Raw genomic sequence first — 26679 nt, forward strand, 5'->3', positions numbered from 1 at the left:
ATCTCCTTCTATTTCAACAAAACGTTACTACTTTACAGTATAAGCAAAAAGAATAAGAGTCACAAATGAAAGTCGAAGTGTTACTTTTATTGTAATATTTTTCAGAAAATTAAAGAGATTACTATTGACTTGTATGAAAAACAGGTGTATTTTTGACTCAGGTAAAGTATTTTTACCTAGACCAACTTTTAGAAGGAAGGAGGGAATGTTATGTCTTCATTTCAATTGCCAAAGCTTTCATATGACTATGATGAACTAGAGCCATATATCGATAGCAACACGCTTTCTATTCATCATGGGAAGCACCATGCGACATACGTAAATAATTTGAATGCCGCTTTAGAAAACTATACGGAATTACATAATAAATCTTTAGAAGAATTACTATGTAATTTAGACACTTTACCAAAAGAAATTGTTACAGCTATCAGAAATAACGGTGGTGGACATTATTGTCATAGTCTTTTTTGGGAAGTAATGAGCCCGCGAGGTGGCGGCGATCCTAATGGAGACGTTGCAAAAGTAATTGATTATTATTTCAATACCTTTGACAACTTAAAAAATCAGCTGTCCAAAGCAGCTATTAGTCGTTTTGGAAGTGGATATGGATGGCTTGTCCTTGATGGTGAAGAACTTACTGTTATGAGTACACCTAATCAAGATACACCTTTGCAAGAAGGTAAAATTCCATTACTCGTCATCGACGTATGGGAACATGCCTATTATTTAAAGTATCAAAATCGGCGTCCAGAATTTGTTACCAACTGGTGGCATACAGTGAACTGGGACCGGGTAAATGAAAAGTATTTGCAAGCAATTCAATCACAAAAACATTAGTCGTGCGTATAAGGTAAGTTTGGTAATGTAAAATTAGTATTGTCGAAATCCTCCAGAATCCCCCGGATTGCCACCGGGGGATTTATGATTATTCCATTGCATGTATGTAATAACGTAATACTTGTTCTATTTCTATTTTCAACTCTCGGAACCGGTATCCTAATTCACTAGCTTTTCCATTATGTAATGTACAATTAATAACTTCATTATACGGCGCTACATTATCTCCTACTTCTTGAACGAGTGCTTTTATTCCCGTATTTTCTTCTATGAAATGAATAATTTCTCCAGTAGAAACTATCCCGTTGCTACAAGCATTAATTGGTCCTTCTATGCTTTCTGTCCCGCACCAGGCTAAAAATCCCCCTGCTGCTTCTTCATGTATAAATGACAACTCTCCATCTACATGAGTCACCGCGACAGGTTCTTGCCTCACAATATGTTCAACGTAAAATTGTAACCTTTTCGTATAATCGTTTTCTCCAATAACAACTGGAAAACGCACTGCAACGACTGGGAATGTTGCTTGTTGAAATAAAACCGATTCGGCTAATCGCTTGCCTTCGCTATAATTGAAGTCATTTCTATCTCCATACGTAATAGCATACTCGTACGGATTAAAGTTCTCTTCTAACAAGCCTATCGCTGGCTCGTAAACAGCCATTGAAGATGTCATAATATACTTCTTTGTTTTTCCTTGTAACACTTCACATATTATCTTCGCTGCATTCGAGCTATAGCATAAATTATCGTATACGATATCATAACTTTTATCTTCTAGACGCTCTGCTAGTTGTTTTTCGTCTTCTCTATCTACAATAAATCTTTTTACCGTACTTCCAAAAGAATCTTCCGTAATTCCTCTCGTCGCGATCGTTACATCGTGTCCATCTTGCAAAAGAGCTTCTACTAAATGTTTACCAAAAAATCTTGTTCCCCCTAGTACCAATACTTTTTTCAACTTCATCATCCCCATTTTGATAAATTGTAAAATACTACCTCTATATTATAAATGCTAATATATAAAAAGCATGGAATTAGTTTAACGATTCCATGCTTTTCTACAGAAAATATATTAACGTACTCGATATTTATAAATACAATAACAGAAGTATAAAATGGAAATTACGGATACATAAACCCATAGTTCATATACGAATCCCTCTCCCCATACTCCCATAAAATAAAAGAGTGAAGGCAATGTCAATGTTACCCATGATTGTACAAAAGCAATTCTGCCAAGGTATTGATTAATATTCTTTTTTTGCGCATTTAACACAAAGAATAAATACCAAAGTAATGCCCACATAAACCATGTTAACGCATTAACAATATCATGGAATTGAACAAATGAAACGACCATATAGAATAAAGCAATAATTGCTACCCACATACAGAACCAGCCTAGCCCACTACTATCCATTCCTTTAATAAACGTAACGCCTACATATAAATAAGTTAAACCAAATAAAAAAGTAGCTGCATATGAATATACCGTCCAATTACTTTGATCAGAAATCATAATTAAATAAAACGGTATAATAATTTGTAATGCCCCTACAAATAAATTAAAAACACCTGCGCTTTTCATCTCTATTTTTCCCAATATAACAAGACTATTTAAAAATAAAGCTGCACCTGAAAGTAATAATCCTACGTAACCCATATATCCTCATGTGAAAACCTTACATTTTCACACTGTCCCTCCCCATCTTGTAAAAATTATACTATTCCTTATTCTCTTTCTTACTTACAACTACATACAAAGTTTTTTCGAAAATAAGTCAGACTTCCTACCTTAAAAAACGATAAAAAAATCCCTTCGATACATGTCATACAGTAATCATGTCCATCGAAATGTATCACATAATAAAAACGCTTTCAATAATGCGTAACGCAATCAGAAAGCTAATAGGATTATTTGATTATAAACGCACTTTACCAATGATACAAGTACTGGAATATTATTCAATATTTCATTTTTTATTTCTATAAAAAATTACTAGAATAATGCATTTTCCCTATCTCATTCTATCAATGATCTGCATAGAATATTGTACAATCATATTAAATTAGAAAGGTCTGATATTTATGCCTCTTCATTATCCACATCAATCTGTTATTCATTCAACAGGTGTATTAACAAGAGAGCCTGCAACAGTTTCAGCAGTAATAAACATTGTAAATTTAGATGCATATTACGCACACTACGTAAATATAGAAGTGTGGGATTGGTCTAACTATTCTAATCCTGTAAAATTACCTGTACTAATTGGTGAAGATACAGTAGTAGAATTCCCCTACCTTTTACAAGGCAACAACCTAGCAGTATTTTATGCTAATTTAGATGAAGCTATTAATTTGTATGAAATTCGTATTTCTTATCCTACTCACTCCAATATTATTGCAAATTGTTTCGGACGAAGCGTACCGCCTTATACAAGCCAAGAAGGTAATACAGTATATCATAAACAACTTGTTCGCATTCATTAAAGGTCTCTTTTTCCTATCAACAATTTATAAATACATTCAATAGAGATGATTCTATTGAAATACTATGGTCAGTAATATTTCATTCATTTCTCTTTCCTAAAATGAGCATATTACTGACCTCAGGTAACATCATAAAAAACAGAATTCATTATATACATACAATAAAAATAAAGTATCCTATAAAAGAATACTTTACTAACTACCCTAAATCATTTGATAGCCATTTTTATTATTTACTTGCCATCTCCAAGAATCTACACACATCTCTTCTAACCCATATTCCGCTTCCCATCCTAATTCTCGTTTCGCTTTAGATACATCAGCGAAACAGATTGCTACATCACCAGGACGACGCCCTATCACTTTATAAGGTATTTTTTTACCCGAAACCTTCTCAAAAGCCTTTACCATCTCCAATACACTATACCCTTTACCTGTGCCAAGATTATATGCCTCTATTCCTTTCGTCTCAAGTACTTTTTTAAGTGCCTTTACATGTCCTTTTGCAAGGTCAACAACGTGAATATAATCACGGACACCTGTCCCGTCTTTTGTTGGATAATCATTTCCGAATATATTTAACTCATTTAACTTACCTACCGCCACCTGCGTTACATATGGCATTAAATTATTCGGAATCCCATTTGGATCTTCTCCAATACGGCCACTTTTATGTGCTCCAAATGGATTGAAATAACGAAGTAACGCAATACTCCATTCATCATCAGCTTTTGCTACATCACGCATAATTTGCTCAATCATTAATTTTGTTTGCCCATACGGATTTGTCACACTTAGCGGAAATTCCTCTGTAATTGGTGATGTTTTTGGAACTCCATATACAGTTGCAGATGAACTAAAAATAAATTTTTTAACATGATGTTTCTGCATCACATCACATAGTATAATCGCACTTATTATATTATTATAATAATATGTAATAGGAATTGCAGTCGATTCCCCTACTGCTTTAAATCCAGCAAAGTGTATAACCGCTTCAATGTTATTTTCCAAAAAAATCTCATTCATTTTTTCACGATTTAAAACACTTTCTTTATAAAATTTAAATTGTTTTCCTGTTATTTCTTTTACTCGGTTTAAAGACTCGATTGAACTATTTGAAAGATTATCTACGACTATAATTTTATAATTATTATTTAATAATTCTATACACGTATGACTACCAATATACCCTGCTCCACCCGTTATAAGTATCGCCATATATAGAGTCCCCCACTTATTATTAATTATAAAATTTTATAACCTCAATACACATCTATCCTACCACAAAAAAGACTGATAATTTTAAAAATTTTTAAATTATTTTTTATATAAAAAAGAGCCACATAACCTTTACGTTATGTAACTCTTCAACATACATATGTGTCTATATATTTATTTATTAATCAAGAAAAATAAAAATCACTCGGAAATTTCATATGGTTAAATTACGTAGCAATATACACTTAAAAAGTGGGCAAGGCTTCCCAATAACACGAACACGTGAAAAATTTCATGATGCCCCATATGCTTAAACTCTAACCATTTTGGCTTTGTTCCATAAATAAATCCACCAATTGTATAAAGAATACCTCCAAACACTAGAAGCACGATACCTCCTGCACTTAAGTTAGCAGCCAACGGTGCAAAGAACAGAACAATTAACCAGCCCATTGTAATATAAATTGCTGTTGATAACCATCTCGGGCAACTAAACCAAAACATTTTAAAAACAATACCACAAATGGCAGTTGCATAAACTAAACAAAATAATAATAAACCGTTTGCGGAATGTAATGTAATTAAACAAAATGGTGCATATGTACCTGCAATCAATATAAAAATCATAGAGTGATCAAGCTTCCGAAAGAAATAAATAACACGTTCACTGGCTACAACGCTATGATATACAGCTGATGCTGTATACAGAACCATCATTCCGATGCCAAACAAAATAACAGCTGTAATTGCCGCAAAAGATGGCGTCTTAATAGAAACTTTTACAAGCATAGCTAATAATGCAATAAATGATAATACAGCTCCTCCCAAGTGGGTAAAAGCATTAACCGGTTCTCTTATATAAGCATTCATATATACACCCCTCATATAATTACATGTAGTTTTAATAACTACATGTAATTATATACGCATTATTATTAGAGGTCAACATTTACAATTCATTTGTTTCGTAATACCATATTTAGAGATAAACTAAACATTATGCTCCACTAAGTTATAAAAGTGAGGGGTTCTACGTGGAAAATATAAATAAATTGCTTGAAACATTACATTTAGAAAAAAATATTACGCTTGAGGATATTCCAAATGTCGACTTGTATGTAGACCAGGTTGTCCAATTATTTGAAAATACTTATGCAGATACAACAAGAACCGATGATGAAAAAGTATTAACAAAAACAATGATTAACAATTACGCAAAAGGTAAACTGTTTATTCCAATCAAAAATAAAAAATACTCAAAAGAGCATATGATTTTAATTAGCTTAATTTATCAATTAAAGGGGGCCCTTTCCATTAACGACATAAAAAGCTCCTTAGCAAATATAAATGAATCCTTATTAAGCGATGATTCATTCGAATTAAATACGCTATATAAAGATTATCTTTCCCTTACCGAAAACAACGTCGAAAGCTTTACACAAGACGTAAATAACCGTATTTCAGAAGTAAGTGAGATTTCTTCCTTAGAAGATCAGAACCTAGAGAAATTTTTATTACTAACATCATTTGTGTCGATGAGTAATATGTATAGACGCTTAGCTGAGAAATTGATCGATGATTTAGAAGAAGCCTAATAACTATAAAACGCTACCTACTTTTAGGTAGCGTTTTATAGTTATTAGAATGAACTTCAACTATCCGAATGATTGTAGTATTTTAGAAGTTATATTTTCTAAGTATCCTCTCCTGTTTATTTTTTCTATTGGGATTTTACTATTTCAATAGAAAAAAGCACATTCTGCATATTAGCAAAATGTACCTCCCCTTAAAATTATAATTTTTACTGTTTCTTTATTAGCAATTCAAAGCGATCATAATACTCTTTTACTAATAATTTACACATAGCGTAGAAAATGAAAACATTAATAATAACAATGAACATTCCCATATTCGTATTAGATCCCGCATACAGAACCATTACTATATTTAAAAAGATTGTTAACGTTAATCCTAGTGCTATTCCTGTCCACTTCATTTCATATATCAGTAAAAAGATGACAAATACTAATGCTGGGAAAGCATATCTCTCATGCATTTGCGTAGGTAACATAAAGAACGCAAAACTTATAAAAGTCGCTGCTTTTAATAGAACTGCCGTATTCATCTGACGATGGAAAAAGACATATAAACAAGTTAATGCCGCCGCAATAGACAAGAGTATTAATCCAACTGTTTTCAATGTAATATGCGGTAAAATTTGAATAGTATCCACTGTATTAGGATCCGTACCAATCGCGTAATACCAAATATTCATAGCAAATACAGTTACTGTTGGGAATGTACCCACCGCATTTAAATATGCTTGTTTTAACATCGTGATAAATGTTCCATGCGCTGCGAAATACAGGCCGAATATTAATAAAGGAATACAGAACCCGATTACAAATTTGGTTAATTGCTTGCCCTCTTTTTTTTCCCAAATGATTTTTAAGAAATACATAGCAAACACAGGCGCAATTACGATTGATTGGAATTTAGCTAGTAATGCTATAGCGTAAATAGCACCAGACCAAGTTGGCTTAGACATTAGTAATAAAATAGAACTAACCATCAATATACTATGTAGCATATCTACTTGACCCCAAATAGTCCCATCCACTATAACCGCTGGGCTAAATGCAAAAAATGTTACTAATGCTGCTCTCATAATCGAATTGTCTATCCTTTTAGAAACTATAGCAAAAATAATTATAGCTACTACTTCAAATACAATGGATGGGACTCGAATTAAAACACCAGCAGCATCCACGTATATATTAAAAAATGACAATATTACTCCATAAATACCTAAAAGAGCTAAGAAAAACGGCGGGTAGTTTACTAAATCTCCATGTGCATACACATCACCTAATCCATATTTACCTACCGTATTCATCCAATCCACAAAAAATAGTTGATCTCGTTCATATCCTTCTAAATGAAATGCTAAATATATACGTAATAACAGAGATGCAACAACTACTACAATCAAATAAAAATGAAGCCATTTCAAACTCCACCTATCTTGAGTAAAATTCATTTAATAAACACCGTCCTTACTTTTTATAGCTTACAACAATTAAATTAAAAATTGATTTACTTATATAGAAATATACCCCTAAATGAATTAACAATTTCCCCATTCAATGGTAGAAAAAATTAAATGAAAATACTAACATACAAAAAAATAATCGTCAATCACGTATTAGTTAAAGTCCATTCAAATTGTCCGCTCTATAAGTAATCCTCAAAAAAATATCCACCTTTAAAGTGGATATTTTCATTTATTTAATTGCTTCATGAACTTTTAATTGTTTACCTTTTATCGTTGTATTTCTCATAACCTTTAAAACAAGTGGCCCTTTTCCGTTTAATATTTCAACATACGAAACATTATCTTGTATTGTAATAATACCTATATCATCAGCAGAAACACCTTGAATTTTAGCAATTGTACCAACAAAATCTACCGCCCTAATTTTCTTTTTCTTTCCGCCATTAAAGTACAATTTCATAATGCCTTTGTTTAGGTCTGCATTTTTATCTTTCTTTATAATTGGTTTAGCATATATCTTTTCTTCAAATACTGCTTTCCCTTTTATAACTTCTTCTTTTGAAGGTGCCAGTTCCTTTGGAATTTCAAATCCGATATACTCCTCAATCTCTTCTAAAAATCTATTTTCATAAGGCGTTATAAATGTAATAGCTTTTCCATTATTACCAGCTCTTCCTGTTCTTCCAGTACGGTGCACATAGCTTTCTTTTTCTAATGGAATATCGTAATTAATAACATGTGTAATATTATCAATATCAATTCCTCTCGCAGCTACATCAGTTGCTACTAAATAACGGAACTTTCCTTTTCTAAAATCATCCATAACTTCAAAACGATCTTCCTGTACCATACCACCGTGTATTTTGTCACAAGGATAATTAACTCGTTTTAGCTGTCTATATACATGGTCTACGTTTTCTTGTGTACGACAAAAAATAATACAACTGTCTGGATTTTCAATCATAGTTACATCCTTAAGAAGTGAAAGCTTCTCTTCTTCCCTAACTTCAAAAAGGGTATGTTCGATTTTATCTGTTGTAATCCCAGCTGCTTTAATTTCAATATGAGTTGGTGCATTCATATATGTACGAGATAACTTTTCAACGTCTTTCGGTAGGGTTGCTGAAAATAGCATTGTCATTCTTTTTGTAGGTAATTCATCAATAATTGCCTCTACTTGATCAATAAAGCCCATATTTAGCATTTCATCTGCTTCATCAATCACTAAATATTTCAATCGCTCTAAAGAAAGGGTCCCTTTTTCAATATGATCCAACACACGTCCTGGGGTCCCCACTACAATATGCGTCTTTTGCTTTAACTCTAATTTTTGACGTGCAAATGGAGATTTACCATAAATTGCAGCAGCTTTAATTCTTTTGAATCGTCCTATATTCGTAATATCTTCTTTCACTTGAACAGCAAGTTCCCTCGTTGGTGTTAAAACTAATGCTTGTGGTTTATTCTCTTCCCACTCTACCATTTCACAAAGTGGTATTCCGAACGAAGCCGTTTTTCCACTTCCCGTTTGCGACTTTACAACAAGATCCTTCTTTTGCAATGCAACTGGAATAACCTCTCCTTGCACTTCTGTTGGATGCTCATATCCTAAACCAGTAAGTGCTCGTCTTACTTCTTTACTTAATGCATAATTACTAAAGCTTTTTTTACTCATATATTAACCTCATTTGATTTTTATATTTAACCTATTATGTTCTTCATACCTCACTTTAGACTATAGTAAGATACTATATTAATCCACTGTTTTCAATTCGTTTCAATCTAAATTTATCTAAGTATAACTTTAAAATAGGAAAGGGCAGCCTTAATAATAAGTCTGCCCCTTCTATACTATATTCATTTTTTACGGAACTAATTTTTTCACAACTGGTATTCTTTGCAATACTAACGTGATTATCAGACTAAGAACAATTGTAATCGTTACATTAATAGGTATTGCCAATATTGCATGTACACGCTCATTTACCTTAGGGAAAACCATGTACAACAAGTTATTTAACAAGAAGAAGTGAAGAATATAGATTCCAAGGCTTGCTTGATTTATAAAACGGAATAACAATGGTAATTCTCGTTCTGACTTTTGGAAAGCATATTTGAAAAATACAAATAATCCAATTGCCATCAGTACAACACCTGGTGCGAAATATCCGTACCAAAACTGCTCTAACTGTCCATTTGCTTTTACTGTATAGTAATATGTAATAAAGAATGTACTAATAAACCCTACAAGTCCTCCAACGTAAGAAATATTTCTCCATTTTTTTGAAATATCGTAATTAGATAAATAATAACCAAGTAAGAAATACCCTACATAATTTGTAACGTAAAATAATTCAATGTTAAAGTTGATAGGATAATAATATTTCACTAAATTGACTACAACAGACGCATATAGCCATAAAATTAAAAAGTACTCTATCTCTCTTTTTTTAGCATTCTTCACAAATATTTTCAGTAAAGGTGTAATTAAATATATCCCTACAATCATGTATAAGAACCATAAATGTCCACCAATAGTATCCGTTAAAAAATGCTTTATCCCTTGCTTTAAAGATGCCGGGAAATATCCTGCATATGCTCCATATGCATAAAATATAGCGCTCCAAGCTACAAAAGGTATAATCACTTTACTTGCACGCTTCTGTAAAAATTCCCCGACTGAAATATCTTTCGTTCCTTTTAACAATAAGGCTCCACTAATCATCACAAAAATCGGGACACTCGCACGTGAAATCGATTCAAATAAGTTACCAGCCATCCAGCGTGATACGTTATTTGCATCTAACATAGAAACATAACCAGCAGAAACGTGAATTGTAACCACTGCGATTGTTGCTAATACACGCAACCAATCCATATATACTAAGCGCTTCATTAACAGCCCTCCTAAATTTACCTATTTAACTTTTCTTTTCCAAACATAATTTTACATCAAATAATGCTATGTTTAAACACATTTTAGTTATATGAACTTACAACATAGGCGGCTAAATTTTAATTTTTAAATATAAACATGAAAACCTTTGACTTATGAGTGAAAATAATGTAAATTATCTTTTGGACGAACATTTTTAAACAAACTGAATAAAATATTCGTATTTTAGGGGTGTAAATGATGGAAAACGTATTCGACTATGAAGATATTCAATTAATTCCTGCAAAATGTATTGTAAACAGCCGCTCTGAATGTGATACAACTGTCACTTTAGGTAAACATAAATTTAAATTACCTGTCGTACCTGCAAATATGCAAACGATTATCGATGAAAGAATCGCAACTTATTTAGCTGAAAACAATTACTTCTATATCATGCATCGTTTCCAACCAGAGAAACGTATCTCATTCATTAGAGATATGCAATCACGTGGATTAATCGCTTCTATTAGCGTTGGTGTAAAAGAGGACGAGTATGAATTCGTACAACAATTAGCTGCTGAACAGCTTACACCTGAATACATCACGATTGATATTGCACACGGCCATTCTAATGCTGTAATCAACATGATTCAACATATTAAAAAGCATTTACCAGAAAGCTTCGTTATTGCTGGAAACGTTGGAACTCCAGAAGCGGTAAGAGAATTAGAAAACGCTGGTGCTGACGCAACAAAAGTTGGTATTGGACCTGGTAAAGTTTGTATTACTAAAATTAAAACAGGCTTTGGTACTGGTGGCTGGCAACTAGCTGCACTTCGCTGGTGCGCAAAAGCTGCAAGTAAGCCAATTATCGCTGACGGTGGTATTCGTACACACGGCGACGTAGCTAAATCTATTCGATTTGGGGCGACTATGGTTATGGTCGGTTCTCTATTCGCTGGTCATGAAGAGTCTCCAGGGGAAACAATCGAAAAAGACGGCAAACTTTATAAAGAGTACTTCGGTTCAGCTTCTGAATTCCAAAAAGGCGAGAAGAAAAACGTTGAAGGTAAGAAAATGTTCGTTGAGCATAAAGGTTCTTTAGAAGATACTTTAATCGAAATGGAACAAGATCTTCAATCTTCTATCTCTTATGCTGGTGGAACAAAATTAGATTCAATTCGTACTGTAGATTATGTAGTCGTGAAAAACTCTATTTTCAACGGTGATAAAGTATATTAATTTTAAAATTTAACTCGAAGGACAAGCATTTTTATGCTTGTCCTTCTTTTCATATATAGAAATATAAAATCTTTTCATTTTACTGAATTTTCTAGTATCATGTTTTTAGATACTTATAATGAGGGGGATATAACAAATGAAAAATGTAATTGAGAAACGCCATATTCGCGCAGAAGTCCCTACTGAACTAACATGGGACCTCTCTGATTTATTCGAATCTGATAAAGATTGGGAAACTGCATTACGTGTATTAACAGACAATATAAAAAAACTTGATGCGTTTAAAGGACAATTACATACTAGCCCCACTACCTTATTACATTGCCTACTTTTAGAAGAAGAGCTTTTAATGAAGTTAACAAAACTATACTCCTATGCAAATTTAAAAGAATCAACTGATCGTACAAATCCAGTTATTCAAGCGAACTCTTCCAAAATTTCTGCTTTATGGACGAAAGTACATACTGCACTATCCTTTATCCATAATGAAATCCTCTCATTCGATGAAGGAACAATTGAAAAGTATTTACAAGAAGAAACAAAACTCGAACCTTTCCGTAAATCATTACTAGACATACTCAAAAAAAGGCAGCACACGCTCTCTCCTGAAACAGAAGAAGCCCTTGCTGCACTTGGCGAAGTACATAATTCTCCATACAAAATTTACGGTATGACTAAATTAGCCGATATGGATTTTACCTCCATACAAGATGAACAAGGAAACGAACTCCCTGTATCATTTGCATTATTTGAAAGCAAATATGAGTTCTCTCCAAGCGCAGACATACGTAGACAAGCATACTCATCATTTGTCTCCACCTTGAAACGATATAAAAATACAGTGGCAACAACATATGCGACTGAAGTAAAAAAACAAGTAACACTCTCTCGTTTACGCAAATTTGAATCTGTTACTCATATGCTTTTAGAACCTCAAAAAGTTCCACTTGAAATGTATAACAATCAACTTGATATCATTTATAAAGAATTAGCGCCTCATATGCGCCGTTTTGCAGATTTAAAAAAGACAGTATTAGGACTCGATCAAATGCTGTTCTGCGACTTACATGCGCCTTTAGATCCTGAATTTAATCCAACCATCACATACGAAGAGGCTGGAAAACTCATTCAAGACTCTTTACAAGTATTGGGCGATGAATATGGTTCCATTATCGAAAAAGGATTTAAAGAGAGATGGGTCGATCTTGCAGATAATGTAGGGAAATCAACAGGGGCATTTTGTTCAAGTCCATATGGTTCCCATCCATACATTTTAATTACATGGCAAAATACGATGCGTGGATGCTTCACATTAGCCCATGAATTTGGGCATGCTGGTCATTTTTATTTAGCAAATAAAAACCAGCGTATTATGAATGTACGTCCATCTATGTACTTCGTTGAAGCACCATCTACGATGAACGAATTACTATTAGCCCAGCATTTATTAGCGACAACTGACGATAAGAGAATGCGTAGATGGGTAATTCTGCAACTACTCGGCACATATTATCATAACTTCGTTACTCACTTACTTGAGGGAGAATATCAAAGAAGAGTATACACGCTGGCAGAAGAAGGCGGAGCACTTACAGCTACAACTTTAACTGAAATAAAAACAAATGTACTTTCTACATTCTGGGGAAATTCTGTAGAAATTGACGAAGGCGCTGGCTTAACTTGGATGCGTCAACCTCATTACTATATGGGCTTATATTCTTACACCTATTCCGCAGGCCTCACTGCATCTACTGCGGTAGCTCAAATGATTAAAGAGGAAGGGCAACCTGCCGTTAATCGCTGGTTAGATGTACTTCGCGCTGGTGGTACAATGAAACCACTTGAATTAATGAAACATGCCGGAGTAGATATGTCAAAACCAGATGCAATCCGTAAAGCTGTTTCTTACGTTGGTTCCTTAATTGATGAATTAGAACGCTCTTATCAAGAATAAAAAATAAGCCCTCGCTTTATGAGGGCTTGTTTCATATTTATTTTCCAAATCTTTTACGGTATCCACATTTCCTGCATAGCTCTTCGACTGCAACTCTTTTCGAAAATCCATCGACAATATTTGTTGCTCTTTCACCTTCTATAATATTAGAAAATGAGTCATTATTAATATTCCCAAGGTTAATAATCCCCTCACCATCTAAACAACAAGGAATAACCGTTCCGTTCGCTAAAATACCTGCTTGATTTCGAAGACCATGACAGAATCCTTTTCCATCATCCTCTTCTTCATGTAATGCCGGCCACTGGAATTCATAGTCTTGATTAATAAAGACACGTTCCGCAATTTTTATACCTTTTCCTGGTGTAAGCTTCTCTTCGATTTGATAAGATAGACCAAACTCATTTTCAATGATGGATAATAAATCTCTATTTTTCTGGATTTCAGCATTCGTTTTATTATCCTGAGTTAAATTCCATAACCGTAGTGAAACAATTAAATCCGATTGACTTGTCGCCTCTCTAATAAAGGAAAGTATACTTCTTACATAACCCTCTTTATCTTGCGAACCTGGATGTCCATCAAAACTGTGCAGTGAAAAATTCATTTGTCTTAACGCAGGTTTATTTAACAGTCTATGCCTTCTCTTATTAATTAACGTTCCGTTCGTTGTAATATTAACTTTAAACCCTTTTTCATGGCTTAAATCTAACAATTGATCTATTTTTGGATGGAGCAATGGCTCACCCTTCACGTGCAAATAAATGTAGTCTGTGTGAGGTTTAATTTGGTCTAATCTTTTCGCAAAATCCTCCACAGAAATGAATTGCTTCTGCCTTTCCGTCGGCGGACAAAAGCTGCACGCAAGATTACATACACTCGTAATCTCCAAGTAAAACTTTTTAAACTTCTTCACCTTTAATTCCTCACTTCTATGACTACTTATACTTTTTTCCTCTTCATATTACATCACACTTTTTTAGAAATAGAAACATACTTATTTCAGGAAATAAAAGTTTACTACATAAAATACTTCTTTAACCTCTTTTTAATTTCCAGAAGTTGCATATAACTATCATGTTTTCTATCTTTAATCTCTTGAATACCTCTCTCAAGGATTTCTTTCGCTTTCTCTTCTTGCCCTGACATCATATAAAAATCACATACTTTTTCATAAAAAATAATCGGACTTCTTGTAGCATACTCTGCCGCAGTATTCCAATCATCAATTTGCGAATAATAGGGAATCCCAATATTCATTACATTCCCTACAAACACACTAAATTCCGTTTTATCACATTCTGAATTCGTGAGCTTCCAGTACTGGGCCTTCCCTTTCCATCCTGGAATATTCCACTCTGCATCTCCAGCTATTGCATCATTGACTGGTCTATCTCCCCATTGGTCTTTATACCATTTTGCATACTTTTTTGACGTAACATCCCACATAGTCCAAAACTCACAATAATTTTCAGATTTCCATGTACTGAGCGGAAAGCTAAAGTTTAGTTCAAAGTCACCTTGTTTACGAGAAAATTTAGGTACACTCTTAGCATAACGAAAGCCCCATCTTTCTAGTTCATCCACTAAAAATTTTTCTATATGTAAACTTAGTAGTTGTTTTGGCTTCATACAGTTCCCCTATTACATATTATGAAATATAGAAAACGGCCACATCTGTAGCCGTTTGAATGTACTATTACTATTTATGATACGGTTCACCACGATTAATACGAAATGCCCTATACACTTGCTCAAGCAATACTAATCGCATTAATTGGTGTGGTAATGTCATCTTTGAAAAAGAAAGAGATTCATTTGAGCGCTTCATTACTTCTGAACTTAGTCCAAGTGATCCTCCAATTACAAAGGCAACTTTACTCTTTCCATATGTAGCAAGACGATCTAAGCTTACTGCAAATTCTTCTGATGATTTTTGCTTTCCTTCTATCGCTAACGCAATCACATGCGTATCATCAGAAATTTTATCCAGTATACGTATACCTTCTTTTTCTTTTACAATTAACATTTCTGCTTCACTTAAATTTTCTGGTGCCTTTTCATCTGGCAATTCAATTACTTCTACTTTTGCGTAAGAAGATAATCGTTTTAAATATTCTGCTATACCTTGTTTTAAGTACTTTTCTTTTAATTTCCCAATTGAAATAATCGAGATATTCACATTTATTCCCCACCTTACAAACACGTTATCCACAGGACTTATCCACATATCCACAAATGTTACCCACATATTGTGTGAGAATCTGTGTTCGATACAACATATGTCGCCTCGTTTTGACAAAATTCACATGTTTTTTTCTCTTTTTTTGAGTTATCCACATTGTTGATAACCGGCGCGACTTCACACTCATCCACAATAATATCTAAAGCTAACTCAACATGCTCTAAACAACAAGGTAAATTCATATTCTTCACCTCACTTTTCTACAATAGAAAACAGGAGGTAGGCCCTCCTGTTTTTAATACTTTTGAATGCCTAGTTTAACCGTTGTTGTTGCTCGTTTTGTACCACGATAAAACGTAAGAGTCATTTTATCATTAATTTTTTTATCATATAAGGCCGTACGGAATCCGATAATATCGCGAACCGGTTTTCCATCTACTGCTACAATCACATCGTGTTCTCGTAAACCAGCATCTACACCCGGCGAAGGACTTTTCACATCTAAAATGCAAACTCCCTCTGTTACATTGCCTGGTAGATGCAATGTTTTTGCCCAATGGTAATTTGGAATCTCATTTAACGATCTAAGTTCAATTCCAATATACGGTCTCCTTACTTTTCCGTACTTCTCTAATTCATTCATAATTGGAACAGCTCTAGTAACTGGAATAGCTAGCCCAATTCCTTCTACTTCTTTTGCTGCAATTTTCATTGAGTTAATGCCAATTAATTGACCTGCCGCATTTACAAGCGCACCACCACTATTACCTGGATTAATTGCTGCGTCTGTTTGCAATACTTCTACTTGCCAATCGTAATGTCCATCTTGATCCAAATCTACAGGAACAATACGTTCCTTAGCCGAAATAATGCCTTGTGTGACGGTTCCAGAAAATTGCAGCCCGAGTGGGTTTCCAATCGCAATGACCGGTTCTCCTCTACGAACAGTATTAGAATCGCCAATCTCAATTATTTTTTTCACATGCTTTGCATCTATTTCTAGTACAGCCAAATCTGTGACTACATCGGTTCCTAATACTTTTCCCGGAACCTTCTTACCATCACTTAAACTTACTTCAATACGATTTGCTCCAGCAACAACATGATTATTCGTTACAATATAAGCTTGGCCATCTGCTTTTTTATAAATTACACCCGATCCTGTACCAGCTTCTGAATCTGCCTCTGAAAAATTATCTCGTTGAATATTAATAACACCAACAACAGCTTCAGATGCACGATCAACAGCATCAACAAAGCTAATCTGTTTAATTCCTTGAGCTTCGGCCATATTACTTCCACTTGCTTCAGCTTGCGGAAGCGCGCCCCCATCATTTGCAAATAAAGGAGCTCCAAATGCAAATAACGAAGCTCCTACAATTGTTCCTGCTATGCTAGAAATAACAATACCTTTATGCTTCTTTTTCCCTGCACGTTTCATACGATAATTTTCTTCATCAATAAAGGACATATTTGTTCACCCATCTTCCTGAAAACAACTATATTCACCTTTATTGTTTACTAAAATGAAGAATTATACGTATTGAATTTTTGTAGGCATTTTTGGATCTGTATCATGGATTTCAAAGGCTTCTCCTACTCCGAACCCTTTTTCCTCTAACACTTGTGATACTGACATACGCGCTAGTTCCTTCATGTTATTATCTAAACTTAAATGGGCTAAATAAATATGTTTTGTCTCATCTGTAATTACATCTGCCATCGCTAATGCAGCGTCTTCATTACAAACGTGCCCCACATCACTTAAAATACGTCGCTTAATACTCCACGGATAACGTCCCATACGAAGCATTTCCACGTCATGATTACTTTCAAACACGAAAGCATTAGCCCCCTTAATCACACCTTTCATACGGTCACTCACGTATCCCGTATCTGTAATAAGGGCTAACTTTCTATTATTGTTATGAAAAGCATAGAACATCGGCTCTGCCGCATCATGAGAAACTCCAAATGATTCAACCTCAATATCACCGAATGTTTTCACATCCCCAACTGAGAAAATAAACTTTTGCTCAGTTGGGATATTTCCTATTAAATGTTCCATTGCATTCCATGTTTTCTCATTTGCATAAATAGGTAAATCATATTTACGTGCCAATACACCTAAACCTTTAATATGATCACTATGTTCATGTGTTACAAGAATACCTGATACATCATTTATATTTAGTTCTGCCTGTTTAAATAAAGCCTCTGTTGCTTTACCACTTAAACCTGCATCGACAAGTAATTTTTTTTCATCTGTTCCTACATATAGCATATTCCCTGTACTTCCACTTGCAAGTACGCTAAAGTGCAAACCCATTCTTTCTCACTCCAGTATGTTCATCAAACACTTGATTTTCCCTTTCCCCTAATTCCATAATTTGTCCTTCAATTGCATTTACAAAGAAGTCCTGCTTCTGCTCCGTTTTTAAATTCCATGTTGGAGCGAGCACTTGATTATTAGAAGTAGATGCGGTAAGGGTCGCATAACCAATTTGTGCTTCTTTTACATGTGTATTCCCATGAACTTTATTTTTTAAATACAGATTTTCTAAAGCCGTTTGGGCAGTAATAATTTCTTGCTGTTTCGTTTTTTCACTTTCGCCCATTTCTTTTAAATCAGTTAGCATCGTCTGCGTGTACGACACAAGTTCATTTTTTTCATTTAAGTCCACAACAATCATTGCCTGATCGTTATAGAAAATAGGCTTATCTTTATATTTTTGGAAGAAGTAAATTTTGGAGTCTTTCATCGCCCCATACTCATACTTTTGTCCATCCAATACATAGTTCTTCAAAAAATCACTATACTTATCTTTAGATAATGATTTTGTATTTAAAAAGGGCTCTTTTAGCTTACTTTCTATCTTGTACATATTTTGTATATGCGCCGTTTGATTCTTTAAAGACTGTACATCTTCTTCTTTAAATGCCTTGTTTTCCGCTCTAATAAATGACTCTTTTTTCGGTTCTTTAGGGAAATTACCCATAGTAATTTTGTTTGCTTTTAATTCTTGATCTATCTTTGTTTCTGCAATAAGCTCCAATTGATTACTATCTTGCTTTTGAATGAATTGAAAAATGAGAAAGAGGTCCAAAACAAAAAAGGTCACAATAAATATGGTTTTAATCCGATCCCAATCCATTTAGTCCTCCCTCACTCCACTCATATATTTTTTGTTTGCCAGCTTCATCTTCAACAAACTTTACATACCAAATTGGCTGTAGTCGAGCTACCTGCCCATCTAGTGATAATTTGTATCCAATACCAACGTCTTTAATGAATCGTTTATCTACCGCGGCATTATTTTCTAAGGATGCTATTACAACGTGACCTGATGGAAGAGTAACCTTCTGTTCTATGCCTTTCGTATTTAAAGACAACAACGGTCTTTCATATTCCATTACTTCTTCTGATCCCCATACTTGTCTCAGTTCAGCTAATCCATCTGTATTGAATACGGAGTATCCATCTTCGTGTAAACGGAATACCGTCTGTCCTTTATTCATATAGTCCAAACGATATGAATTCAAACTCCCACTGTGACCATTTACAAAATCAAAGCTTTTTTGTAAAAGCATTAAATTATCTGTCGTTTTCTCACTTGAAACAGAAGAATTTTTATACTTTAACATATGCTGATCGTTTTCAATCTCCATGGACCTAATACCATCTGTAAATGTTTCTTTTGATTTCTCAGTAATAGGGCTTAAATAACGTGGGTCACTAAAAAGGGCATTCTTAAATGTATCCACCGCTAAATTAGATGAAATATATGTTATATTACTTAATTCTGTCGTTCCATCTGGTAAAAATAGCTTTTTCATATCATTAATTTGATAGTCAAAATAAGGTTTTGCCGATACTATAAATTGATTTTGTGCATTTACAATATCTTTTAAATACACACCACTTAATTTTGCTTCATATATTCTAGAGTTATCACCATCAGAAACAAAATTAATTTTAATTTCTTGATCTCTACTTCTAGACGGGTCAAGAATAATCCGATTAAAATGTTTAGGTTTATCTATACTTTTTGCTTTCATATTAAACATAGATTTAACTGCATCAAATGGGATGTTGGTAGGAAAAATAAGTTCAATTTTCCCTTCACCATGCACATAAGAAAGGAAATCAGCTTTAGCAATCGATATCTCTTTGAAATCATATAATTCCCCTGCTTCCAAAGGTTTATAGATTGATTCTATATCTCCCTCTCTTTTGCTCCCGTAATGATTTTTATCTTTATGCACGATGATAGAAGTAGGGCGGACAACATCAGCGATTTTAGTTTGAGTAGTTCCTTCATTCCCCTGCACAAATTTTGCGTTTTGCATGGACGTGGAATCTGGCACATACGTCCATAAGTTAAAAGTAAGAAATAGACTAATTACAACTAAATTAATTAAAACTATCGTTTTAACATTTTCCATACTCATTCCCAATCGTCCTCTTCATCCGCTGCCATTGGCAATGTGAAGTAAATAGTTGTCCCTTTTCCTTCCTCACTCTTTGCCCAAATCGAACCACCATGTGCCTCAATCATTTCTTTCGCAATTGCTAATCCAAGTCCTGTACCACCCATTTGTCTTGAACGTGCTTTATCTACGCGATAAAAACGTTCAAAGATTTTATCGACGTTTTCTTTTGGAATACCCATTCCTTGGTCACTTACACTAATCTCTAATAATTCCCCGCGATCACGTAAGCGATATGTTACTGTTCCACCTTCTGGTGAATACTTTAATGCATTCGAAATAATGTTATACAAAACTTGCGTAATTTTATCCGTATCCATATCAATAAATCGGGATTTCTTAGAGAAAGATCGTTTAAAACTTACGTTTTGCTCTTTAGACATTTCAAAACGATCAATAATGTTATTAAAGAAGTCAGTAAAGTCGACCCATTCTTTCATTAAACGATGCTCTGTACTATCGAGTTTAGAAAGTTGCAATAACGCATTTACAAGTCTAATCATTCTTTCAGTTTCTTCTTGTGTAACTGTTAAAAATTGCGGTGCAATATTCGGATCTTGCCACGCGCCATCCGTAAGTGCCTCTAAGTAACTACGCATCGTTGTTAATGGCGTTCTTAATTCATGGGAAACGTTTGCTACAAACTCACGGCGTTCCCTTTCTATACGCTCCTGCTCAGTTACGTCATATAATACGGCTATTAAACCATTTGCTTTCCCTGTCTCTTTTTGAATAACAGAGAAACTAGCACGTAAAATATATGGTTCATTTCTCGTACTAAAATCTAACAAAACAGAATCAGGCTCTTCGTATAAATGATCGAGCGTAAACTCTTCTTGTATCCCTAATACTTCTAAAACAGATTGATCGAGCGCCGTTTCACGCGAAACATTTAGCATCTTTTCCGCAGGATCATTTAATAAAATAATGTCCCCTTTTCGGTCAGTAGCAATCACTCCATCTGTCATATGTGATAAAACGGATGATAATTTACGTCTTTCACTTTCCGTTGAAGAACGAGCTTGTTGTAATTTTTTTGATAAATTATTGAAAGATAATGCTAATTGTCCAATTTCATCATGGCTATGCACTTTTACTTTTCTTGAATAATTCCCTTTTGCCATTTCAATCGCTTGTCTTCGCATATCTGAGATTGGTCTCGTAATCGTTTGAGCTAACAAAATTCCAAGTACAGCTGTTACGAGTAATGCAATAACAGTTCCAGTCGCAAAAATTTGATTAATATCCTTCATCTGTTTATAGACATCTTCCATAGATGCAACAATGTAAATAACACCAAGTGCATCTTTGCCGTTATCATCTATAATAGGCGTAAGCATAACTTGTACACGATGGCCTGTACGACCATCCTTCTCAATTTTCACTTCTGGCTTTTTCTGTACCAATACCCGCTGAACAGCTATATCAGTTGATGTTCTATTTACCTTGTTTTGCTTTGACTCATCTGAAATAGCAAGTAACTTTCTATTCGAATCAAATACTCTTACCTCTTGGATATCTTTCTTTCGATCAGAGGCAAATTTTCGAATTGAATTTTTAATCGTTTCATCTGTTGATTCTGTTTCTGCTTTTGTATGACTTTTTTTAAACTCTTGTTTCAAGTTATACGCTAATAAGTTCGTTTGCTGCGTTAAAGAATCCCTAAAGCCCTGTACAAGACTCTTTTCTAACTCCCTTACGAAATATACCCCAATAACTTGCATAGCTATTAATATTAATAGCATATATATGAGTACAAATTTTAAATGAATAGATTGAAAAAAACCAACTTTCTTCATATACTATTCCTGCTCTGGGTCACGCAAGTAATACCCTACTCCACGTCTAGTTACAATTAAAGTGGGGTGACTTGGATTATCTTCAATTTTTTCACGTAAACGACGCACTGTTACATCCACTGTACGTACATCTCCAAAATAGTCATAACCCCAAACTGTTTGCAATAAATGTTCACGAGTCATAACTTGTCCTAAATGTTTTGCTAAATAATGTAGTAGCTCAAATTCACGATGTGTAAGTTCAATATTTTCCTCACGTTTCGTTACACTATACGCATTTGGATTGATAACTATTGGTCCAATAACCATTTCCGTATTTTCTTCTTTTTCTGCAGCACCACCTTGTTGATGGCGACGTAAATTCGCCTTCACACGAGCAAGTAATTCCCTCGTACTAAATGGCTTTGTTACATAATCATCTGCTCCAAGCTCAAGCCCTAATACTTTATCAATTTCAGAGTCCTTTGCTGTAAGCATAATAATCGGCATTTCTGAGCTTTTACGTATTTCACGGCAAACCTCTAAGCCATCCTTACCTGGTAGCATAATATCTAATAAAACCATATCTGGCTGCTCTTCATTCGCTTTTTCAATCGCTTCATCACCATCATGCGCCATTACAATTTCAAAACCTTCTTTTTCTAGGTTGAACTTCAAAATATCCGCAATCGGCTTTTCATCATCAACTACTAAAATTTTCTTTCCCATCATCGTCTATTTCCTCCTTATAAAGTGAAACTTTAATCGGTGGTGGGGGCTTCTTCATCCCCCACTGATTATTAGCCCGCATCAATCGGGCATTTACGGGCAGTTGATCCCGCACCTAACTTCTTTACCACCGCTGAATTTTAAGTTAGGGTCTTACTGCCCGTTGATGCGGTTGAAAAATATGGTCAATATCCCTAAACACATTGATGTCTACATAGTATGTCCCCATATGACCGCATCTTTTGCTTAAGTACTTTCTCCTCTATTCTCACAGACTCATGTATAATCCACTTTTACACGGAATCCTATACGATCTATAGAAAAACCTCTAGCTTCAACTGCTAGAGGCTCCTCGTTCTATTTTAAAATAACTACTCAGTTTTGTAAAATTACATAAATAAAAAGGATATTAAGTGGGCCCACTTAATATCCTGAGAGTGGCTCGGGACGGAATCGAACCGCCGACACGAGGATTTTCAGTCCTCTGCTCTACCGACTGAGCTACCGAGCCAAAACTATATATAAAACCACTAATGGTGGTATAAACAAAAGTGGCGGTCCCGACCGGGGTCGAACCGGCGATCTCCTGCGTGACAGGCAGGCATGTTAACCACTACACCACGGGACCAAAAATAAGCATAAAAAAACATGACCCGTACGGGATTCGAACCCGTGTTACCGCCGTGAAAGGGCGGTGTCTTAACCACTTGACCAACGGGCCACGAAAAATAAAATGGTGAGCCATGAAGGATTCGAACCTTCGACCCTCTGATTAAAAGTCAGATGCTCTACCAACTGAGCTAATGGCTCATACTCACCAACGTCATATTTTCGTGACGACAAGATGTATCATAACATGTTTTCTTTATTTTTTGCAACATCTTTTTTTATTTTTTTTATAAAAGATAAGAAAAAACTCATGCGGACATGAGTTTTTTCTCAAAAATATCAATTAAGCTTCGTATACGTTACGAACGATATTTGTTTGGTTACGATCTGGTCCAACTGAGAACATAGATAATTGAATTCCTGTTAACTCAGAAACACGTTCTACGTATTTGCGTGCATTTTCAGGAAGCTCGTCTAATGATTTTACACCAGTAATATCTTCTGTCCAACCTGGAAGTTCTTCGTATACAGGCTCACATTTTGCTAAAATGTTTAAGTTTGCTGGAACTTCATCGATAACTTCGCCATTGCATTTGTAAGCAACACAAATTTTAAGAGTCGGAATACCCGTTAGAACGTCGATAGAATTTAACGATAGATCTGTTAAACCACTAACACGACGTGCATGTCTTACAACAACGCTATCGAACCAACCTACGCGGCGTGGACGACCAGTTGTTGTTCCGTACTCACGGCCAACTTCACGAATTTGATGACCAATTTCATCATTAAGTTCAGTAGGGAATGGACCGTCACCTACGCGGCTTGTATATGCTTTACATACACCTACAACGCGAGTAACTTTCGCAGGGCCAACCCCAGTTCCAACTGTTACACCACCAGCAATCGGGTTAGAAGATGTAACAAATGGGTACGTACCGTGGTCGATATCAAGCATAACACCTTGTGCACCTTCAAATAATACACGGTGATTGTTATCTAGTGCATCATTTAATACAACAGATGTATCGCATACATATTGTGCGATTTGTTGTCCGTACTCGAAGTACTCTTCGAAGATTTCTTCTACACTGAAACCTTCTGTATCGTACATTTTTTCAAATAAACGATTTTTTTCTACTAAATTGCGCTCAAGCTTTTCTTTAAATGCTTCACGGTCTAAAAGATCAGCCATACGAATACCAATACGAGCAGCTTTATCCATATATGCAGGACCGATACCTTTTTTCGTTGTACCGATTTTGTTATCACCTTTACTCGCTTCTTCTAACTCATCTTGTTTTAAGTGATAAGGTAAAATAACGTGCGCACGGTTACTTACACGTAAATTATCAGTACTTACACCACGATCATGTAAGTATTTTAACTCTTCAAGTAATGCTTTCGGATCTACTACTAAGCCATTTCCGATTACACAAATTTTCTCTTTATAGAAAATACCAGATGGAATTAAGTGTAATTTATATTTAACTCCGCCGAAAACAATTGTATGTCCCGCGTTATTTCCACCTTGATATCTTGCAACTACTTCCGCATGCTCAGAAAGAAAATCAGTGATTTTACCTTTTCCTTCGTCGCCCCATTGTGTTCCTACAACTACTACTGAAGACATTATTAAAGCACCTCCGCGATTTTCAAACGATCTATTCAAACAATATAATTGTACCAAAACCGAAAGAGAAGTCAACCAAAAAGCGAACATTTTTTTATTAAAAATCATTTTCGTTCGTAAGAATTATATTTTCACCTTATGAAAGCCTTATCTTTACCCCATAAAAAAAGAAACACATCTTATTATAAGAAATGCGTTTCTTTTTTATACTGCCTTTATGCCCCATCCTCAAAGCGTCGTTCTAAATTGACGAATTTATTAAATTCTTTAACAAACGCAAGCTCTACTGAACCTACCGGACCATTACGTTGTTTTGCAATGATAATTTCAATCGTATTTTTATTTTCCGTTTCACGGTCATAGTAATCTTCACGATATAGGAAAGCTACAATATCAGCATCCTGCTCAATACTTCCAGATTCACGAATATCAGACATCATCGGGCGTTTATCCTGACGAGATTCTACACCACGAGATAACTGTGATAAGGCAATAACAGGCACTTGCAATTCACGCGCAATCCCTTTTAATGTACGAGAAATCTCAGATACTTCCTGCTGACGGTTTTCTCCTGATTTCCCACTTCCTTGAATAAGCTGTAAATAGTCAATCAAAACCATCCCAAGACCTTGTTCTTGTTTTAATCTACGACATTTCGCCCGAATCTCATTTACTTTAATCCCTGGTGTATCATCAATATAGATACCAGCATTAGAAAGGCTACCCATCGCCATCGTTAATTTCGCCCAATCATCAGAAGTCAATGAACCGGTACGAAGTCTTTGTGCATCAATATTTCCTTCTGCACAAAGCATACGCATAACAAGTTGATCAGAGCCCATCTCTAGACTAAAAATCGCTACATTTTCATCCGTTTTCGTCGCTACGTTTTGTGCGATATTTAATGAAAATGCAGTTTTCCCTACTGAGGGACGTGCCGCTACGATGATTAAATCATTTCGCTGGAAACCTGCGGTCATCTTATCTAATTCAGTAAATCCAGTTGGTATCCCAGTAACTTCACCTTTTTGATTATGCAAAAGTTCAATTTTATCGTAAGCATCTACAAGAACATCTTTAATGTTTTGGAATGCTTTTGCATTCGTTTGGTGAGATACTTCTAATATTTTTTTCTCAGCCTCATTTAAAAGGCCATCCACGTCATCTTCTCTCTCATACCCATCAGACACGATATGAGTCGCTGTTCGAATCAAACGACGTAACAGCGCCTTTTCAGCGATGATTCGTGCATAATATTCTACGTTAGCAGCGGTTGGAACAACTTCTGCTAATTCTGCTAAATAAGACACTCCACCAACTTCTTCTAGTAATCCTTGATCAGCCATCGCTGATGTCATTATTACTAAGTCGATCGGTTCTCCTTTATCAGATAACCCAAGCATGACTTCAAAAATCTTTTGATGTTTCGTTCGATAGAATGAATCAGGTACCAATAACTCCGATGCTGACGTTAACGCATCTTGATCAATTAATATGGCCCCTAAAACCGCCTGCTCGGCCTCTATATTATGCGGAGGGGTACGATCAGCCATTACATCACTCATACGCAATCC

The 26679-nt window shown here is 34.9% G+C and carries 24 protein-coding genes and 4 tRNA genes; 5 read left to right on the forward strand and 23 right to left on the reverse strand.

What is annotated here, in order from left to right; all coding sequences use genetic code 11:
- The first annotated feature begins 210 nt into the window (after positions 1 to 210).
- A complete protein-coding gene (gene sodA, locus KZZ19_RS26685; protein WP_088098589.1) occupies positions 211 to 837 on the forward strand; it encodes a superoxide dismutase [Mn] in 627 nt (208 codons plus the stop codon).
- Positions 838 to 925: 88 nt separating this feature from the next.
- Here sodA and KZZ19_RS26690 read toward each other — a convergent pair whose 3' ends face one another.
- Together KZZ19_RS26690 and KZZ19_RS26695 are read right to left on the reverse strand one after the other, a co-directional pair.
- On the reverse strand, positions 926 to 1807 hold the full coding sequence (locus KZZ19_RS26690) for an NAD-dependent epimerase/dehydratase family protein (protein WP_237982822.1): 882 nt from the start codon (positions 1805 to 1807) through the stop codon (positions 926 to 928).
- 105 nt (positions 1808 to 1912) lie between these two features.
- On the reverse strand, positions 1913 to 2503 hold the full coding sequence (locus KZZ19_RS26695; protein ID WP_237982821.1) for an AmiS/UreI family transporter: 591 nt from the start codon (positions 2501 to 2503) through the stop codon (positions 1913 to 1915).
- Between the two features lie 425 nt (positions 2504 to 2928).
- Here KZZ19_RS26695 and KZZ19_RS26700 point away from each other — a divergent pair, with 425 nt between their 5' ends.
- Positions 2929 to 3330: a hypothetical protein gene (locus KZZ19_RS26700; RefSeq protein ID WP_088098591.1), complete on the forward strand. Its 402-nt coding sequence runs from the start codon at positions 2929 to 2931 to the stop codon at positions 3328 to 3330.
- 204 nt (positions 3331 to 3534) lie between these two features.
- On the opposite strand, the gene galE is transcribed toward KZZ19_RS26700, so the two are convergent.
- Together galE and trhA are read right to left on the reverse strand one after the other, a co-directional pair.
- Positions 3535 to 4551 carry a UDP-glucose 4-epimerase GalE gene (galE, locus tag KZZ19_RS26705; RefSeq protein ID WP_237982820.1) on the reverse strand — a complete coding sequence of 339 codons (1017 nt, stop codon included), beginning with the start codon at positions 4549 to 4551 and terminating at the stop codon, positions 3535 to 3537.
- A gap of 222 nt (positions 4552 to 4773) precedes the next feature.
- The gene (gene trhA / locus KZZ19_RS26710) at positions 4774 to 5421 is read right to left on the reverse strand and encodes a PAQR family membrane homeostasis protein TrhA (protein WP_088098593.1); all 648 of its coding nucleotides are present in this window, start codon (positions 5419 to 5421) and stop codon (positions 4774 to 4776) included.
- 164 nt (positions 5422 to 5585) lie between these two features.
- Here trhA and KZZ19_RS26715 point away from each other — a divergent pair, with 164 nt between their 5' ends.
- Positions 5586 to 6146 (forward strand): DUF1836 domain-containing protein, encoded by a 561-nt coding sequence (locus tag KZZ19_RS26715; protein WP_237982819.1) that lies wholly within the window; start codon positions 5586 to 5588, stop codon positions 6144 to 6146.
- 206 nt (positions 6147 to 6352) lie between these two features.
- On the opposite strand, the gene KZZ19_RS26720 is transcribed toward KZZ19_RS26715, so the two are convergent.
- The 3 genes from KZZ19_RS26720 to KZZ19_RS26730 form a co-directional block, all read right to left on the reverse strand.
- On the reverse strand, positions 6353 to 7591 hold the full coding sequence (locus tag KZZ19_RS26720) for a hypothetical protein (protein WP_237982818.1): 1239 nt from the start codon (positions 7589 to 7591) through the stop codon (positions 6353 to 6355).
- Positions 7592 to 7835: 244 nt separating this feature from the next.
- The gene (gene dbpA, locus KZZ19_RS26725; protein WP_088098596.1) at positions 7836 to 9281 is read right to left on the reverse strand and encodes an ATP-dependent RNA helicase DbpA; all 1446 of its coding nucleotides are present in this window, start codon (positions 9279 to 9281) and stop codon (positions 7836 to 7838) included.
- Positions 9282 to 9470: 189 nt separating this feature from the next.
- On the reverse strand, positions 9471 to 10502 hold the full coding sequence (locus KZZ19_RS26730; protein ID WP_237982520.1) for an acyltransferase: 1032 nt from the start codon (positions 10500 to 10502) through the stop codon (positions 9471 to 9473).
- A 240-nt stretch (positions 10503 to 10742) separates the two neighbouring features.
- Here KZZ19_RS26730 and guaC point away from each other — a divergent pair, with 240 nt between their 5' ends.
- Positions 10743 to 11726 (forward strand): GMP reductase, encoded by a 984-nt coding sequence (gene guaC / locus KZZ19_RS26735; RefSeq protein WP_087983463.1) that lies wholly within the window; start codon positions 10743 to 10745, stop codon positions 11724 to 11726.
- A gap of 136 nt (positions 11727 to 11862) precedes the next feature.
- Entirely contained in the window at positions 11863 to 13680 is a 1818-nt protein-coding gene (pepF, locus tag KZZ19_RS26740; protein ID WP_237982521.1) for an oligoendopeptidase F, read from the forward strand.
- Between the two features lie 37 nt (positions 13681 to 13717).
- Here the strand turns inward: pepF and KZZ19_RS26745 are convergent, their stop codons facing one another.
- The 16 genes from KZZ19_RS26745 to dnaB form a co-directional block, all read right to left on the reverse strand.
- A complete protein-coding gene (locus KZZ19_RS26745; RefSeq protein WP_000713629.1) occupies positions 13718 to 14596 on the reverse strand; it encodes a radical SAM/SPASM domain-containing protein in 879 nt (292 codons plus the stop codon).
- 104 nt (positions 14597 to 14700) lie between these two features.
- Complete coding sequence (locus KZZ19_RS26750) at positions 14701 to 15312, reverse strand: hypothetical protein (RefSeq protein WP_237982522.1); 612 nt, start codon at positions 15310 to 15312, stop codon at positions 14701 to 14703.
- A gap of 70 nt (positions 15313 to 15382) precedes the next feature.
- Positions 15383 to 15862 carry a 23S rRNA (pseudouridine(1915)-N(3))-methyltransferase RlmH gene (rlmH, locus tag KZZ19_RS26755; protein WP_237982523.1) on the reverse strand — a complete coding sequence of 160 codons (480 nt, stop codon included), beginning with the start codon at positions 15860 to 15862 and terminating at the stop codon, positions 15383 to 15385.
- A gap of 59 nt (positions 15863 to 15921) precedes the next feature.
- Positions 15922 to 16107, reverse strand: a complete 186-nt coding sequence (locus tag KZZ19_RS26760; RefSeq protein ID WP_002183021.1) for a CxxH/CxxC protein — start codon at positions 16105 to 16107, stop codon at positions 15922 to 15924.
- Between the two features lie 53 nt (positions 16108 to 16160).
- On the reverse strand, positions 16161 to 17336 hold the full coding sequence (locus KZZ19_RS26765) for a S1C family serine protease (protein WP_088098600.1): 1176 nt from the start codon (positions 17334 to 17336) through the stop codon (positions 16161 to 16163).
- Between the two features lie 63 nt (positions 17337 to 17399).
- Complete coding sequence (locus KZZ19_RS26770) at positions 17400 to 18194, reverse strand: MBL fold metallo-hydrolase (RefSeq protein WP_237982524.1); 795 nt, start codon at positions 18192 to 18194, stop codon at positions 17400 to 17402.
- Positions 18178 to 19020, reverse strand: coding sequence for a two-component system regulatory protein YycI (locus KZZ19_RS26775; protein ID WP_237982525.1), 843 nt, complete (start codon positions 19018 to 19020; stop codon positions 18178 to 18180). Before KZZ19_RS26775 ends, KZZ19_RS26770 begins: the two co-directional genes overlap by 17 nt.
- Positions 19001 to 20317, reverse strand: a complete 1317-nt coding sequence (locus tag KZZ19_RS26780) for a YycH family regulatory protein (protein WP_237982526.1) — start codon at positions 20315 to 20317, stop codon at positions 19001 to 19003. The genes KZZ19_RS26775 and KZZ19_RS26780 overlap by 20 nt, the downstream gene beginning before the upstream one ends.
- Positions 20314 to 22155, reverse strand: a complete 1842-nt coding sequence (gene walK, locus KZZ19_RS26785) for a cell wall metabolism sensor histidine kinase WalK (protein ID WP_088098603.1) — start codon at positions 22153 to 22155, stop codon at positions 20314 to 20316. The genes KZZ19_RS26780 and walK overlap by 4 nt, the downstream gene beginning before the upstream one ends.
- Before the next feature lie 3 nt (positions 22156 to 22158).
- Positions 22159 to 22866 carry a cell wall metabolism DNA-binding response regulator WalR gene (gene walR, locus KZZ19_RS26790; protein WP_000971865.1) on the reverse strand — a complete coding sequence of 236 codons (708 nt, stop codon included), beginning with the start codon at positions 22864 to 22866 and terminating at the stop codon, positions 22159 to 22161.
- Positions 22867 to 23301: 435 nt separating this feature from the next.
- Positions 23302 to 23374, reverse strand: a tRNA-Phe gene (locus KZZ19_RS26795).
- 41 nt (positions 23375 to 23415) lie between these two features.
- Positions 23416 to 23491, reverse strand: a tRNA-Asp gene (locus KZZ19_RS26800).
- A gap of 21 nt (positions 23492 to 23512) precedes the next feature.
- Positions 23513 to 23584 (reverse strand) — tRNA-Glu (locus tag KZZ19_RS26805).
- Positions 23585 to 23597: 13 nt separating this feature from the next.
- Positions 23598 to 23673, reverse strand: a tRNA-Lys gene (locus KZZ19_RS26810).
- A gap of 142 nt (positions 23674 to 23815) precedes the next feature.
- Positions 23816 to 25105 (reverse strand): adenylosuccinate synthase, encoded by a 1290-nt coding sequence (locus tag KZZ19_RS26815; RefSeq protein WP_237982527.1) that lies wholly within the window; start codon positions 25103 to 25105, stop codon positions 23816 to 23818.
- Positions 25106 to 25320: 215 nt separating this feature from the next.
- On the reverse strand, positions 25321 to 26670 hold the full coding sequence (dnaB, locus tag KZZ19_RS26820; RefSeq protein WP_001286241.1) for a replicative DNA helicase: 1350 nt from the start codon (positions 26668 to 26670) through the stop codon (positions 25321 to 25323).
- Positions 26671 to 26679: the final 9 nt, after the last annotated feature.

It is taken from the genome of Bacillus thuringiensis, from assembly GCF_022095615.2.
Classification (GTDB): Bacteria; Bacillota; Bacilli; order Bacillales; family Bacillaceae_G; genus Bacillus_A; species Bacillus_A cereus_AG.

Excerpts from the sequence above, each read along its gene's own strand:
- dbpA (WP_088098596.1), bottom strand. The coding sequence starts at position 9,281 with ATGAGTAAAAAAAGCTTTAGTAATTATGCATTAAGTAAAGAAGTAAGA.
- walR (WP_000971865.1), bottom strand. The coding sequence starts at position 22,866 with ATGATGGGAAAGAAAATTTTAGTAGTTGATGATGAAAAGCCGATTGCG.
- KZZ19_RS26720 (WP_237982818.1), bottom strand. The coding sequence starts at position 7,591 with ATGAATTTTACTCAAGATAGGTGGAGTTTGAAATGGCTTCATTTTTAT.
- pepF (WP_237982521.1), top strand. The coding sequence starts at position 11,863 with ATGAAAAATGTAATTGAGAAACGCCATATTCGCGCAGAAGTCCCTACT.
- KZZ19_RS26780 (WP_237982526.1), bottom strand. The coding sequence starts at position 20,317 with ATGAGTATGGAAAATGTTAAAACGATAGTTTTAATTAATTTAGTTGTA.
- trhA (WP_088098593.1), bottom strand. The coding sequence starts at position 5,421 with ATGAATGCTTATATAAGAGAACCGGTTAATGCTTTTACCCACTTGGGA.
- KZZ19_RS26775 (WP_237982525.1), bottom strand. The coding sequence starts at position 19,020 with ATGGATTGGGATCGGATTAAAACCATATTTATTGTGACCTTTTTTGTT.
- walK (WP_088098603.1), bottom strand. The coding sequence starts at position 22,155 with ATGAAGAAAGTTGGTTTTTTTCAATCTATTCATTTAAAATTTGTACTC.
- KZZ19_RS26815 (WP_237982527.1), bottom strand. The coding sequence starts at position 25,105 with ATGTCTTCAGTAGTAGTTGTAGGAACACAATGGGGCGACGAAGGAAAA.
- KZZ19_RS26770 (WP_237982524.1), bottom strand. The coding sequence starts at position 18,194 with ATGGGTTTGCACTTTAGCGTACTTGCAAGTGGAAGTACAGGGAATATG.
- sodA (WP_088098589.1), top strand. The coding sequence starts at position 211 with ATGTCTTCATTTCAATTGCCAAAGCTTTCATATGACTATGATGAACTA.
- KZZ19_RS26700 (WP_088098591.1), top strand. The coding sequence starts at position 2,929 with ATGCCTCTTCATTATCCACATCAATCTGTTATTCATTCAACAGGTGTA.
- dnaB (WP_001286241.1), bottom strand. The coding sequence starts at position 26,670 with ATGAGTGATGTAATGGCTGATCGTACCCCTCCGCATAATATAGAGGCC.
- guaC (WP_087983463.1), top strand. The coding sequence starts at position 10,743 with ATGGAAAACGTATTCGACTATGAAGATATTCAATTAATTCCTGCAAAA.
- KZZ19_RS26730 (WP_237982520.1), bottom strand. The coding sequence starts at position 10,502 with ATGAAGCGCTTAGTATATATGGATTGGTTGCGTGTATTAGCAACAATC.
- KZZ19_RS26695 (WP_237982821.1), bottom strand. The coding sequence starts at position 2,503 with ATGGGTTACGTAGGATTATTACTTTCAGGTGCAGCTTTATTTTTAAAT.
- KZZ19_RS26690 (WP_237982822.1), bottom strand. The coding sequence starts at position 1,807 with ATGATGAAGTTGAAAAAAGTATTGGTACTAGGGGGAACAAGATTTTTT.
- KZZ19_RS26765 (WP_088098600.1), bottom strand. The coding sequence starts at position 17,336 with ATGTCCTTTATTGATGAAGAAAATTATCGTATGAAACGTGCAGGGAAA.
- KZZ19_RS26750 (WP_237982522.1), bottom strand. The coding sequence starts at position 15,312 with ATGAAGCCAAAACAACTACTAAGTTTACATATAGAAAAATTTTTAGTG.
- galE (WP_237982820.1), bottom strand. The coding sequence starts at position 4,551 with ATGGCGATACTTATAACGGGTGGAGCAGGGTATATTGGTAGTCATACG.
- KZZ19_RS26760 (WP_002183021.1), bottom strand. The coding sequence starts at position 16,107 with ATGAATTTACCTTGTTGTTTAGAGCATGTTGAGTTAGCTTTAGATATT.